Source organism: Sphingopyxis sp. PET50, from assembly GCF_025244705.1.
Classification (GTDB): Bacteria; Pseudomonadota; Alphaproteobacteria; order Sphingomonadales; family Sphingomonadaceae; genus Sphingopyxis.
This window is the reverse complement of sequence record NZ_CP104207.1, coordinates 2227243-2240783: the sequence shown is the minus strand read 5'-3', so window position 1 is coordinate 2240783 and position 13541 is coordinate 2227243. Positions and strand designations below refer to the sequence as shown.

At 65.8% G+C, this 13541-nt stretch carries 10 protein-coding genes and 1 pseudogene; 3 read left to right on the top strand and 8 right to left on the bottom strand.

The window, feature by feature from the left end; genetic code table 11:
• Nucleotides 1-55: 55 nt before the first annotated feature.
• The 5 genes from polA to N0A20_RS11815 form a co-directional block, all read right to left on the bottom strand.
• Nucleotides 56-2866 (bottom strand): DNA polymerase I, encoded by a 2811-nt coding sequence (gene polA, locus N0A20_RS11835; RefSeq protein ID WP_260580585.1) that lies wholly within the window; start codon nucleotides 2864-2866, stop codon nucleotides 56-58.
• A 29-nt stretch (nucleotides 2867-2895) separates the two neighbouring features.
• A complete protein-coding gene (purT, locus tag N0A20_RS11830) occupies nucleotides 2896-4074 on the bottom strand; it encodes a formate-dependent phosphoribosylglycinamide formyltransferase (RefSeq protein WP_260580584.1) in 1179 nt (392 codons plus the stop codon).
• Complete coding sequence (locus N0A20_RS11825; RefSeq protein ID WP_260580583.1) at nucleotides 4071-4565, bottom strand: GFA family protein; 495 nt, start codon at nucleotides 4563-4565, stop codon at nucleotides 4071-4073. The genes purT and N0A20_RS11825 overlap by 4 nt, the downstream gene beginning before the upstream one ends.
• A 6-nt stretch (nucleotides 4566-4571) precedes the next feature.
• The gene (gene guaA, locus N0A20_RS11820) at nucleotides 4572-6146 is read right to left on the bottom strand and encodes a glutamine-hydrolyzing GMP synthase (protein WP_260580582.1); all 1575 of its coding nucleotides are present in this window, start codon (nucleotides 6144-6146) and stop codon (nucleotides 4572-4574) included.
• 197 nt (nucleotides 6147-6343) lie between these two features.
• The gene (locus tag N0A20_RS11815) at nucleotides 6344-7339 is read right to left on the bottom strand and encodes an alpha/beta hydrolase (RefSeq protein ID WP_260580581.1); all 996 of its coding nucleotides are present in this window, start codon (nucleotides 7337-7339) and stop codon (nucleotides 6344-6346) included.
• A gap of 59 nt (nucleotides 7340-7398) precedes the next feature.
• Here N0A20_RS11815 and N0A20_RS11810 point away from each other — a divergent pair, with 59 nt between their 5' ends.
• On the top strand, nucleotides 7399-7794 hold the full coding sequence (locus tag N0A20_RS11810; protein WP_260580580.1) for a helix-turn-helix transcriptional regulator: 396 nt from the start codon (nucleotides 7399-7401) through the stop codon (nucleotides 7792-7794).
• Nucleotides 7795-7952: 158 nt separating this feature from the next.
• On the opposite strand, the gene N0A20_RS11805 is transcribed toward N0A20_RS11810, so the two are convergent.
• From N0A20_RS11805 to N0A20_RS11795, 3 genes are all read right to left on the bottom strand, one after another.
• Complete coding sequence (locus tag N0A20_RS11805; RefSeq protein ID WP_260580579.1) at nucleotides 7953-8192, bottom strand: hypothetical protein; 240 nt, start codon at nucleotides 8190-8192, stop codon at nucleotides 7953-7955.
• Between the two features lie 100 nt (nucleotides 8193-8292).
• Entirely contained in the window at nucleotides 8293-9375 is a 1083-nt protein-coding gene (locus N0A20_RS11800) for a hypothetical protein (RefSeq protein WP_260580578.1), read from the bottom strand.
• 222 nt (nucleotides 9376-9597) lie between these two features.
• Nucleotides 9598-11157: a flavin-containing monooxygenase gene (locus N0A20_RS11795; protein ID WP_260580577.1), complete on the bottom strand. Its 1560-nt coding sequence runs from the start codon at nucleotides 11155-11157 to the stop codon at nucleotides 9598-9600.
• A 179-nt stretch (nucleotides 11158-11336) separates the two neighbouring features.
• Here N0A20_RS11795 and N0A20_RS11790 point away from each other — a divergent pair, with 179 nt between their 5' ends.
• Both N0A20_RS11790 and N0A20_RS11785 read left to right on the top strand, forming a co-directional pair.
• Nucleotides 11337-12461 carry a DUF47 family protein gene (locus N0A20_RS11790; RefSeq protein WP_260580576.1) on the top strand — a complete coding sequence of 375 codons (1125 nt, stop codon included), beginning with the start codon at nucleotides 11337-11339 and terminating at the stop codon, nucleotides 12459-12461.
• 14 nt (nucleotides 12462-12475) lie between these two features.
• Nucleotides 12476-13490 (top strand): annotated as a pseudogene (locus N0A20_RS11785) (inorganic phosphate transporter).
• Nucleotides 13491-13541: the final 51 nt, after the last annotated feature.

Here is a 13541-nt window from a genome sequence, read left to right as displayed (position 1 = left end):
CCCTCAGTGGCGCGGCGTGCCGCAAATCCCCGGTTCCCGCAATTTCAAACTTGATTCAGTGCGCTTCGCCCCAGCTCTTGCCGGTGCCGATTTCGACCTCCAGCGGGACCGACAGGGTGAGCGCGGGCTCGGCGGCGGCCATCATCACGCGGCGGATGACCTCGCCCGCCGCCGCAGCCTTGTCCTCGGGCGCCTCGAACACCAGTTCGTCATGGACCTGGAGCAGCATCTTGACGTCGGACAGGCCAGCCTCGGCGAGCGCGGCGGGCATGCGCGCCATCGCGCGCTTGATCAGGTCGGCGCTGGTGCCCTGGATCGGCGCGTTGATCGCGGCGCGTTCGCTGCCCGCGCGCTCGTTCTGGTTCGGCGCCTTGATGCGCGGGAACCAGGTCTTCCGGCCGAAGAGGGTTTCGGTATAGCCGCGCGCGCGCGCGGTTTCGAGCGTGTCGGTGATATAGTCCGAGATACCCGGGAAGCGCTCGAAATAGCGCGCAATCAGCGCCTGCGCCTCGTCGGGCGTAACCTCGATCCGGCCGGCGAGGCCCCAGCGCGAAATGCCGTAGAGGATCGAGAAATTGACCGTCTTCGCCTTGGCGCGCGTGTCGCGGTTGACCTCGCCGAACAATTCGATCGCGGTCGCGGCGTGGATGTCCTGCCCCCGCGCGAACGCCTCCTTGAGTTCGGGCACATCGGCCATGTGCGCGGCCAGCCGCAGCTCGATCTGGCTATAGTCGGCCGCCATCAGCACATGGCCGGGCGCGGCGATGAACGCGTCGCGGAGCTGGCGGCCGATCTCGGTGCGGATCGGGATATTCTGCAGGTTCGGATCGGTGGAGGACAGGCGTCCCGTCTGCGCGCCGACCAGGCTGTAGCTGGTGTGGACGCGGCCGGTCTTTGCGTTGATCTGTTGCTGCAGCGCGTCGGTGTAGGTCGATTTGAGCTTGGCGAGCTGGCGCCATTCGAGGATCTTGCGCGCGATCGGCACGCCGTCGCGTTCGAGCCGTTCGAGCTCGGTCTGGTCGGTGGACCAGTCGCCCGACTTGCCCTTGCGTCCGCCCTTCAGCCCGAGCTTGTCGAACAATATCTCGCCGAGCTGCTTGGGGCTGCCGATGGTGAAGGGCTGGCCCGCGAGCGCGTGGATCTCGCCCTCCATGCGCAGCATCTCGGCGGCGAATTCGCCCGACAGGCGCGCGAGATAGTCGCGGTTGACGGTGATCCCGGCGCGCTCCATCGTCTCGACGATCGCGGCGAGGGGGCGGTCGACCATTTCATAGATGCGCGTTCCGCCTTCGAGCGGCAGGCGGAGCTTGAGCAGCTTCCACAACCGCCAGGCGACCTCGGCATCCTCCGCCGCATATTGGGTCGCGCGGTCGAGCTGCACTTCGGCGAAGCTGATCTGCGATTTCCCGACGCCGCAGATTTCCTTGAACGACAGGCAGGCATGGTCGAGGTGCAGCTTCGACAATTCGTCGAGACCGTGGCCGTGCTTGCCGGCATCGAGCGCGAAGCTCATCACCATCGTGTCGTCATAAGGGGTGATGCGGACGCCGTGCTGCGCGAGCACGCCGATGTCATATTTCAGATTGTGGCCGACTTTCAGCACCGCATCGTCGGCGAACAGTGCGCGCAGCCGATCCAGGGCGTCCCGCATCGGAATCTGCTCGGGCTTTTCGGCGAACATGTCGGTGCCGCCATGGCCGAGCGGGATATAGCAGGCCTTGCCCGGACCGGTGGACAGGCTGACCCCGACGAGGGCGCCGGTGACGCTGTCGAGGCTCGCGGTTTCGGTGTCGACCGCGACGACATGGGCGGCACGGGCATCGGCGATCCAGCGGTCGAGCGCTTCGACGGTGATCACCGTTTCATAGAGCGACCGGTCGATCGCGGGCATCGGCGGCAGGGTCGGGGTCGAGGGCGCCGCGGTCTCCGCTGCCGGGCTGGACGGCTTGCGCGCCGGGATCGGTGGACCACCCGGTGTCGCGCCATTGTCCAGCTTCGCCGAGAGCGAACGGAAGCCATGTTCGTCGAGAAAGCTTTTCAGCGGCGCGGGCGGAATGTCGCCCAGCACCATCTCGTCGAGCGGCTGCGGCAGCGGCACGTCGCGTTTCAGCTCGACCAGCACGCGCGACAGCCGCGCCATGTCGGCATGTTCGATCAGATTGTCGCGCAGCTTCGACGGCTTCATCGTTTCGGCCCCTGCGAGCGCCGCTTCGAGGTCGCCATATTCCTGGATCAGCTTGGTTGCGGTCTTCGGCCCGATGCCGCGCACGCCGGGGACATTGTCGACGCTGTCGCCCATCAGCGCGAGCACGTCGCCGACGCGGTCGGGCGCGACCCCGAATTTCTCGGCGACGCCGTCCAGCCCGATATGGATGTTCTTCATCGTGTCGAGCATGTCGACCTGCGGGCCTTCGGCAGGCTGGCGGACCAGCTGCATCAGATCCTTGTCGGACGACACGATGGTGACGTCCCAGCCCGCGGCGACCGCCGCCTCGGTATAGCTGGCGATCAGGTCGTCGGCTTCATACCCCGCCAGCTCGACGCAGGGCAGCGAAAAGGCACGCGTCGCGTCGCGGATCAGAGGGAATTGCGGGACCAGATCCTCGGGCGGGTCGGGCCGGTTCGCCTTGTACTGATCGTAGATCTCGTTGCGGAACGACTGGCTGCTATGGTCGAGGATGACCGCGAGGTGCGTCGGTTCCTCGGCGTCGTTGAGGTCCTTCGCGAGCTTCCACAACATGGTGGTATAGCCATAGACCGCGCCGACCGGCGTCCCTTGCGGGTTGGTCAGCGGCGGCAGGCGGTGATAGGCGCGGAAGATGTAGCCGGAGCCGTCGACCAGATAGAGATGATTCTTCTCGGACATGGCGGGCGGTGTAGCAGCGCCCGCCGGTGCTAGCGATAGGCGATGCGCAACTTGCCTGCCGCCGCGACCGCCGCCGCGCGGGCGTCGTCGGTCGTACCGCCCGAGACCTTCGCGAGCGCGACGCCCATGCGGCGATAGGGGCGCGTGACCGGCTTTCCGAAGATGCGCGCGTCGACGGCGGTGCGGGCGTTCGGCGGCGTCAGCGCCTCGGCCAGGCCGGTGATCGCGAAATCCCGGGCGTCGCGGTCGGCGAGCAGCACCGCGCTCGCGCTGGCGTCGGAAACCTCGATCGCGGGGATCGGCAGCCCCAGGATCGCGCGGGCGTGGAGATCGAATTCGGAGAGGCCCTGTGAAATGAGCGTCACCATGCCAGTGTCGTGCGGGCGTGGCGAGAGCTCGGAGAAGATGACCTGGTCGCCCTTCACGAAGAATTCGACCCCGAAGATGCCGTGGCCGCCGAGCGCATCGACGACCTTGGCCGCCATGTCCTGCGCCGATTCCAGCGCCGCCGCCGACATCGCGGCGGGCTGCCAGCTTTCGCGATAGTCGCCGCGTTCCTGGCGGTGGCCGATCGGCGGGCAGAAGGCGACGCCGTCCTTGTGGCGTACCGTCAGCAGGGTGATTTCATAGTCGAAGTCGATGAAGGCCTCGGCGATCACGCGCAGCCGGTCGCCGCGCATGCCTGCGGCGGCATAATCCCAGGCGGCGTCGATGCCGGTGGCGTCCCTGACCGTGCTTTGCCCCTTGCCCGACGAGGACATGACGGGCTTGACGACGAGCGGGAAGCCGATGCGGCTCGCGGCGGCGATCAGCGCCTCGCGCGTCTCCGCATATTCGAAGGCCGAGGTGGTGAGGCCAAGCTCGTTCGCCGCCAGGTCGCGGATCGCATCGCGGTTCATCGTCAGCTGCGCGGCGCGCGCGGAAGGCACGACGTGAAAACCCTCGGCCTCGACCTCGGCGAGAATCTCGGTGCGGATCGCCTCGATCTCGGGGACGATATGGTCGGGCCGGTGCTTTTCGATCGCCCGGCGCAGCGCGTCGCCGTTGAGCATCGGGAAAACCTCATATCCGTCGGCGACCTGCATCGCGGGGGCGCCTTCGTAGCTGTCGCAGGCGATGACGCGGCACCCCAGGCGCTTCGCCGAAATGACGAACTCGCGCCCGAGTTCGCCCGAACCGAGCAGCAGGATGGTGGCGGTGGGAGTCATGCGGGCCAGCTTTCGGTGTCGTGGTCGGGATGTTGGTGGTTGCTCGCGGCGATCGCGGCGACGACGCCGGCCATGGTTTTTTCGGTCGCGCCCTCGTCCTGCACGGGGAGGTTGGCGAACACCGCGAGGCGTCCCTCGGCGCCGAACTGGAAGCGGGGCGGGAATTGCGACGGATCGTCGAACGAGCCGGTCGTCAGGTTGATGTTCTTGCTGTCGAAATAATCATAGGTCAGCGGCGTGCCGCAATCCCGGCAGAAACCGCGCGCGGCCTTGTCCGAGCTGTTGAAGGTTGCGGGAGTGCCGCGCGTCCAGGTGATCGCGTCGCGGGGGACACCGATCAGCGCGGCAAAGAAATTGCCCGCCGCCTTCTGGCACATGCGGCAATGGCAGATGTGCGACGTGTCGAGCACCGCGGTGACATGCCAGCGCACCGCACCGCACTGGCAGCCGCCCGAGGCTTCGACGTCAAGACGTTCGGGGCGATTGCTCATGTCGGATCACTCCCACTCGATCGTGCCGGGCGGCTTCGACGTATAGTCATAGACCACGCGGTTGATGCCCTGCACCTCGTTGATGATACGCGTCGCGCAGCGCGACAGGAAGGCGGCGTCGAACGGATAGATGTCGGCGGTCATGCCGTCGGTCGAGGTGACGGCGCGCAGCGCGCAGACATGGTCGTAGGTGCGCCCGTCGCCCATCACGCCGACGGTCTTGACGGGGAGCAGAACGGCAAAGGCCTGCCAGATCGCGTCATAGAGGCCGGCATTGCGGATTTCCTCGAGATAGACGGCATCGGCCTTGCGGAGGATGTCGCAACGCTCTTTCGACACCTCGCCCGGAATGCGGATCGCGAGGCCGGGGCCGGGAAAGGGGTGGCGGCCGACGAAGATGTCGGGGAGACCGAGTTCCTTGCCGAGCAGGCGGACCTCGTCCTTGAACAGTTCGCGCAGCGGCTCGACCAGCTTCATGTTCATGCGTTCGGGCAGGCCGCCGACATTGTGGTGGCTCTTGATCGTGACGCTCGGCCCGCCGGTGAAGCTGACGCTCTCGATCACGTCGGGGTAGAGCGTGCCCTGCGCGAGGAAATCGGCGCCGCCGATCTTCTTTGCTTCCTCTTCGAACACATTGATGAATTCGGCGCCAATGAACTTGCGCTTTTTTTCGGGGTCGGTGACGCCCGCGAGGCCGGCCATGAAGCGTTCCTCAGCATCGACCACGACGAGCGGGATATTGTAATGATCGCGGAACAGGCGTTCGACCTGTTCGCGTTCGTTCATGCGCAGCAGGCCGTGATCGACGAAGACGCAGGTGAGCTGCTCGCCGATCGCCTCGTGGATCAGCACCGCGGCGACCGCGCTGTCGACGCCGCCCGACAGGCCGCACAGCACGCGCTGGCCGCCGACCTGTTCGCGGATCTCGGCGATCTTGGTGGCGCGGAACTCGGCCATCGTCCAGTCGCCCGCGCAGCCGCAGACGTGGCGGACGAAATTCGCGATCAGCTTGGCGCCATCGGGGGTGTGGACGACCTCGGGGTGGAACTGCGTGCCATAATAGCGGCGATCGTCGTCGGCGATCAGCGCGAAAGGCGCGCCGTCGCTGACCGCGACGATACGGAAGCCGGGGGCGAATTGGGTGACGCGGTCGCCGTGGCTCATCCACACTTGGTGGCGTTCGCCGACCTCCCACAATCCGTCGAAAAGGACGCAGGGCTCGGTGACGGTCAGGAAGGCGCGGCCGAATTCGCCGTCGCGCTCGCCGTCGGTGCCGCCGGGCTCGACCCGGCCGCCGAGCTGCTGGCTCATCACCTGCTGGCCGTAGCAGATGCCGAGGATCGGGAGGCCGCTGTCGAAGACCGATTGCGGCGCGCGCGGGCTGCCGTCCGCGGGGACCGAAGCCGGTGAGCCCGACAGGATCACGCCCTTCGGCTGCATCCGCTCGAGCGCGGCCGCCGCGGCGCTGAAGGGGACGATTTCGCTATACACCCCGGCTTCGCGGACGCGGCGGGCGATGAGCTGGGTCACCTGGCTGCCGAAGTCGACGATCAGGATGGATTCGGAAGGTTGGATGGACATGGCGCCACCTAAGGAGGGACCCCGCGCCTGTCCAGTATTTCCAGGCCTTTTCCCAAGCCTGTCGTGGCGAAATTTCACCGCAGCCCTGAGCCTGTCGAACGGCGCCTATCCGAGAAGCGCCCCCTTCGACTGCCTTGCAGGTGCTCAGGACAGGCTTCGACAGGCTCAGGGCTGCGGTGACGAGAGAATCCGATACGCTAAGCCACGGTGCGGTAGGGCTGGCAGCGGGCGATGAAGGCGGCGAGTTCGGCGACCGAGCGGCGCGCATCGGGGTCGTCGTGGCGTTCGAGCACATGCATGCGCCCCGGCCAGGCGCGCAGTTCGACGGGCACGCCCGCGGCGGCGGCGCGGCGCACGAGCATGTCGGCGTCGGCGAACATCGGGTCGCGGCGGTTGGCGTGGATCGCGATCGGCGGCAGGCCGCGCATCGTGCCATAGGCGGGATTGATCGAAGGGGCGCGCGGATCGGCGGAGCCGAGGTAGAGGCGGGCGCACTGGCGCGCGACCGGGTGGACATCGCGGCGCGCGGGATCGGGGTCGATCCACGGCGACAGGAAGGCGAGCCCCGCCAGCCGGTGCCCACGCGCGACGAGGCGCTGCGTGGCCGCGAGCGCGATGCCGCAGCCGGCCGATTCGGCGACGAGGACGATATTCTCCGCGGCGTGGCCGCGCGCGATCAGAAGCTCGGCGGCGGTCTCGACATCGCCGATCGCGGCGGGGGCTGGAAATTCGGGGGCGAGGCGATAGTCGCCGATCATCACCTTCGCGCCCGCTTCCCTCGCGATGCGCGCGATCATCGCGGTGAAATGCGGGCTGCGCGGCACGACGAACGATCCGCCGGGGACATAGAGCAGCACCATGTCGCGCCGGAAACCGGGGCCGTCGATCCACGACATGGCGGGGCCGTTCGCGAGCGGGCGCTCGACCGAAAGACCACCGGTCGCGACGTTGAGCGTGGCGATGTGCTTGGCTTCGAGCGCGACGTAGCGCTCGCGCAGCGTGCGGTATCGTTCGCGCTGTTCCGCAGGGTCGGCGATCGCGGCGGCGCGCGCGAGTTCGGTGGCGACGAGCCAGCCGCCGAGCCGCCAAGGTAGCGCGACGCCAAGGTCGAGGAGGGCGCGGCGGGCGCGCGGGGTGGCGCGCGGCATCGCCGTCACCTCCACCCCCGGCAGGTCGAGCGCCAGTGCCGCCATCGCCTGTTCCTCCAGACGCCGAAATCGGCTATCTTCCAAGGGTTTTAGGGGGTGCTGCGATGCGCATCAAGGGGACCGGCCGCAAGGCTGTGGAGGCGATGGTCGCTACATCGGAAACGCTCGCCGACTATGTGCGGCTCTATCCAGACGCCAAGCGGCGCGCGGTCGAGATCGTGACCGGGGTCGCGGGCGACTATGCCGAAATGGGCATGGAACTGGTCATCGAAATCGCCGAGGATGCGGCGGCGCGGGTCGAACGGCTGGGACGGATGTTCGGTTTGACCGCGTCGGAGGCGCTGCTCGCGCTGCACATCGCCGATGGCGGCAGCACCGCGGATTATGCCGCGGCACGCAGGATCACGCGCAACACGGTGCGCAACCAGTTGCAGGCGGTATTCGACAAGACCGGCGCGCGCCGCCAGACCGAACTGGTGCGGTTGCTGGCGGATTATTGAACCTTTTCGCGGCGGGGACGCCTTGCGGACGGTCCGTAATCCGCTCCCGAACCGGCCATTTGCCAAAACCCTGTTGCCTGCGGCTTTTCAACCCGCAATAGACATGACCCCGGATCCTTGCGGGACCCGGGGTCATGCGACTGCGACCCAGTGCAGCTCTATTTCCTCGGCATGGCCTTTGCCGTCGGCGCTGTTCCGCTCGACTTGACCGGCAGGGTATTCGGAACCTCATAGGCCGAACCCACCGCGATCAGATGGCTGATCGCGACGCGGCGCGGGGTCAGCGCCTTTGGCTGGATGCCCTGATAGGAAAAGCTCGTCGCGCTGTGGCATTCGAAGCAATTATTACCTTGCTGCCCCTTGGCGCTCTGCAGAAAGGTCTCCGCGGTGCTGTTCATCAGGCTGATCGCACCGACCGCATTGGTCTGGTTCAGATTCTGCCAGCCCGCGGTGGACGTGACATAGGTGTTCGGCTTGAACCAGGCGGTGCCGATCAGATTATAATATTGCAGCGGCGAATTGTTCGGGAAATTGCCGCACGGCCTTCTGCGACGCGACGTTGATGGCGGTGATGTTCGACGGGCCGTTCGGCTGCGTGTCGCCGCCCGTCCGGTTCATCTGGACGATCTGCGTCGCGGGCGAGAATTTGCCCGTCGCCACGTCGAAAGCGACGGTGGCGGGATTGGTGTTGGTTTCGACGAGCAAGGCCGATTGCGAATAGGGTGTCCCGGCCTTGTAGAAGGTGAAATTGCCGGGATTGCTGGCATTGGCGTCGAAGCTGAAGCTGTTGTCGGCGAACATCGGCGCGTTCAGCTTGTGCTCGAAGGTCGCCCACAGGAATTCGGGGTGATTGTCGACATAACCGACGACATGCATGCCGACGAGCGCGACCGTGACGACCTCATATTTGCCCGACGGCACGACGGCGCAGCCCGTGGCGTTGCAGTTGTTCTGCAGCACCGGCACCTCGGCCTGCGTCGTATAGGCGCCCGCGGGCGCCGTTTCGCCGGCTGCGAGCCGGTACCAGGTCGCCTTCACGATCGCGTCGCCGACGCTGAAATAATCGTCCTGGTCCGGGTTGCTCTCATAGGCGCCGGTCGCGATCAGGTTGCGCTTGGCCACCGCGAAATAATTGGGCGTCATGTGGATCGAGGCATAGACCGGATAGCCGTTCTGCCCGATCAGCATGCTGCCGTCGGCTTCGACGATGGCACTATCCTGGTTGCTGGTGCCGATGCCGGGGTGGATCGGCTTCATATGCGCGTCGAGCCGCAGCAGCGAGGTGCGCGGCACGTCGCGGGGATCCGCGACCAGATCGTCGGGCACTTGCCAGCTGAGGAAGCGCGGCTTGCCGTCGACCGGGGCATTCGCCCAGACGAAGGCTTCCCATGACCATTGGTTGAACAGGCAGTCGTCGGCATCGGCGCTCATCGCCGTCGGCATCGTCGCGTCCGGGTCCAGATAGGCTTGCAGTCCCTCGGCCCAGCCAAAGCCTTCGGGGCAGCTCGCCGCGGCCGCGACCTCCTGCTTGCCGCCGTAGCCGCCATCCTTGCACGATGCGAGCAGCGCGGGCACGGCCATCGCCAGTACCCCCAGTCTTACGCTTCGCCAGACCCTGGTTTTCGACCCCGCGCCCATGACTTCGGTTCCCTCGGGAAAGCAGGGCGAAAATAATACAGGATCAGTATGAAGTAAATATAGGAGCCGGTATTTACCCGCTATATTGCCGCCAGATTGGCGGTAATACTGCAATATGTGCCATAGTTGAGCAATTGGCGCGTCGTTGCTGCCGGCGCGCCGCGACTATTCCGCTGCCTCGAGCGCTGGCTCCGCCCTGGCCGGGCTCGCCGCGTGGGCGTTGCCGAAGCTGAGCACCCCGTCGTCGATGGCGCCGGTGCGCATGTCGACACGGTCCTGGATATAATTCTGGTTGAGCCGCCACGGCAGCGCGTCGGCATTCTTGGGCATGATGTGCAGCGACCGCTGGATATAGCCCGACGAGAAGTCGAAGATATTCTCCTCGGTCAGGCTGGACGGGTCGGCGAGCGCGGGGGTTGCAACCGTGGTTCCGGTCGCGTCCATATGATTGAGCACGCGGCAGACATATTCGGCGACGATGTCGGCGCGCAGGGTCCACGATGCGTTGAGGTAACCGAACACCGCCGAGAAATTCGGGACGTTCGAGAACATGCACGCCTTGTAATAGAAATGCTGGCTCCAGTCGACGAGGTCGCCGTCGACGCGGACCGGTATCTTGCCGGCGACCGCAAGGCTGAGCCCCGTCGCGGTGACGATGATGTCGGCGTCGAGATGCTTGCCCGACTTGAGCTGGATGCCGGTCGCATCGAACCGCTCGATATGGTCGGTGACGACCGACGCCTTGTCGCGCTTGATCGCCTCGAAGAAATCGGCGTCGGGAACCAGGCACAGTCGTTGTTCCCAAGGATTGTAGGGCGGCGTGAAGGCTTCGGCGTCATAGCGGTCGCCAAGGCTCTTCTTGACCTGCTTGGTCAGGTAGTCGCGGACCTTCTCCGGCTTGTCGCGCGCCTTCTGGAAGACGATGTCCTGCATCTTCACATTCTTGAAGCGCGTGATCTTGTACGCCAGCTGTTCGGGCAGGACCTTGCGCAGGAAATTGGCGAGACGATCCTTGGCCGGGCGGATCGCGAACCAGGTCGGCGTGCGCTGCAGCATCGTGACATGCGCCGCGCCCGGTCCGTTCCTGGGATCGGTCATCGCGGGCACGATCGTCACCGCGGTGGCACCCGACCCGATCACGACGACCTTCTTGCCGGTATAGTCGAGATCCTTCGGCCAGAATTGCGGATGGATGATCTGCCCCTGGAAATCCTCGCGTCCGGCGAAATGGGCGTCGAACGGCGAATCATAGTCATAATAGCCGGCACCGAGATAGAGCCAGCGCGCGGTGGTGGTCGATGTCGCGCCCTTCTCGTCCTCCAGCGTCACGGTCCAGCGCGCGGTCGCGCTGTCCCAATCGGCGCCGATCACCTTGCGGTTGAACCGGATGTGCTGGCGGATGCCGCGTTCGTCGACGATGCGATTCAGATAGTCGAGAATCGCCGGGCCGTCGGCGATCGACTTTTCGTGCTTCCAGGGTTCGAACACGAAGCCTAGCGTGTGCATGTCGCTGTCCGACCGGATGCCGGGATAGCGGAACAAGTCCCAGGTGCCGCCCAGGTTGGCGCGGCGCTCGACGAGCCCGAAGCTGCGGGCGGGGCTGTATTTCTGGAGGTGCGCGGCCATGCCGATGCCCGAAATGCCCGCGCCGACGATCAGCACGTCCTGATCGACGGGGGCATCCGTTGCGCCGCCTGCGCGTTCCATGGTCGCCGTGCCTGCCATGATGTCGTCTCCCACATGTCCTTAAAGACCAGCTTACGCACCCCGTTGCGTTTTGCAATCGAATTGACGGGGTGGGCATCGGGGGGTGCCTTGCCGCTGTCATAATATTGTCATAGAGGCGACGCCGATTTGTAACATGCGGTCGGCGCGCCGCGCGATGAGGAAAGGACCGGATCGAAATGCGTCAGATCGCCGTTCTTCCCTATCGTTTCAGCGGACCCGCGCAGGACGGGCCGACCGAAATCCTGCTGATCACCTCGCGCGAGACGAAACGCTGGGTGGTGCCCAAGGGCAATCCGCTCACCGGCATCGAGCGCCATGCCGCCGCGGCGATCGAGGCCGAGGAAGAGGCGGGCGTGATCGGCGCCGTCTGCCCGACATCGATCGGCAGCTATGAATATCGCAAGCGCCGCGCGAACGGCGCGTCGATCATGTATCAGGTCGAGGTCTTTCCGCTCGCCGTGACCAACGAGCTCGACGAGTGGAAGGAAATGGACGAACGCGACCGCCAATGGTTCTCGTTTCGCGACGCGGCATCGGCGGTCGACGAGCCGGACCTGCAGGCGCTGATCCGCTCGTTCGGCGACGGCGGCTTTCGCGCCGTCGCCCAGCCGCGTGGCGTCGTCCGGAACGTGGCCGAGAAAACAGGGGTAAGCTCGATGTTCGCATGGTTTCAGCGTTTGCTGCCGCGACAGGGAAATTTTTTCGAATTGTTCGAGAGCCACGCGGGGACGCTGGTTGCCGGAGCGAATGCGCTGTCGCGGATGATGCAGGGCGGCGAGGGCATGGCCGACCATGTCCAGGAGATCATCGAGCGCGAACATGACGCCGACGCGATCACCCGCGAAGTGCTGCAGACCGTCCGCCGTACCTTTCTGACTCCCTTCGACCGCAGCGCGATTACCGACCTCATCGCCTCGATGGACGATGCGATCGACGAGATGCAGAAGACCGCGGGCGCCGTCGACCTCTACGACGTCACCGAATTCGAGCCCGAGATGCGCGACATCGGCGGGATCATCGTCGATGCGGCGCGCCTGACCGCCGAGGCGCTGCCCCTGCTCCGCAACATCGGCGCCAATGGCACGCGGCTCCACGAACTCACCGAACGGCTGGTGCGGATGGAGGGGCATGCCGACGAAATCCACGCCGCGGGGCTCAAGCGCCTGTTCCGCGAACATGGCGAGGCGAACCCGACGCGCTTCCTGATCGCCCGCGAACTGTTCCGCCATCTCGAACGCGTCACCGACAGTTTCGAGGATGTGGCGAACGAGATCGACGGTCTGGTCATCGACCACGCGTAAGCGGGGCGCTCGCGATGTACGAACTCGCCTTTCCCCTGCTCGTCGGTCTCGTCATCCTGGCGCTGGCGTTCGACTTTCTGAACGGGCTGCACGACGCCGCGAACAGCATCGCGACGGTCGTCGCGACGCGGCTGCTGCGGCCGGTGCAGGCGGTGCTGTTCGCCGCCTTTTTCAACTTTGCGGCCTATTTCCTGTCGCTTGCCTTCCCCGCGCTGCACAAGGTCGCGGAGACGATCGGGGCGGGGCTGATCGACAAGAATCTGGTGACGCCGCGCGGTCGTGTTCGGCGCGCTGGTCGGGGCGATGTTCTGGAATGTCGTGACCTGGATGAAGGGCATCCCTTCCTCGTCGAGCCATGCGCTCGTCGGGGGTATCGTCGGGGTCGGCGTGGCGCACGCGGGGTTCGAGGGGATTCAGTGGACCGGGCTCAACAAGACGGTCATCGCCATCTTCCTGTCCCCGCTGCTCGGCATGGTCCTCGCCATGCTCGTGATGCTGGTCAGTAGCTGGGCCTTGCACCGTGTGACCGCGAAATTCGCCGAAAGCAGCTTTCGATACCTGCATCTTTTCTCGTCGGCCGCCTATTCGCTGAGCCACGGGCTCAACGATGCGCAGAAGACGATGGGGGTCATCACGGTCCTGCTCTATTCGACCGGGTATCTGACCGGCGAATTCCACGTTCCGCACTGGGTCGCGATCGCCTGTTATATCGCGATCGGGCTCGGCACGCTGTCGGGCGGGTGGAAGATCATCGAGACGATGGGCGGGCGGATCACCAAGCTGTCGCATCATCAGGGTTTCGCGGCTTCGACCGGCGGGTCGATCATGGTGTTCGCCGCCAGCCTGCTCGGCATCCCGGTGTCGACGACGCACACGATCACCGGCAGCATCATCGGCGCCGGGGTCGCGCGGCGGGCGAGCGCGGTGCGCTGGGGCGTGGCGAGCAATGTCGTCGTCGCCTGGTTCATCACCATCCCGGCGAGCGCGGTGGTGGCGGCACTTTTCTACGCGATCACGCGGCTGTTCTAGGGCGTATCGACATTCCGTTCTGACGGGCTGCAAATGGCACTTTTCCGTGCT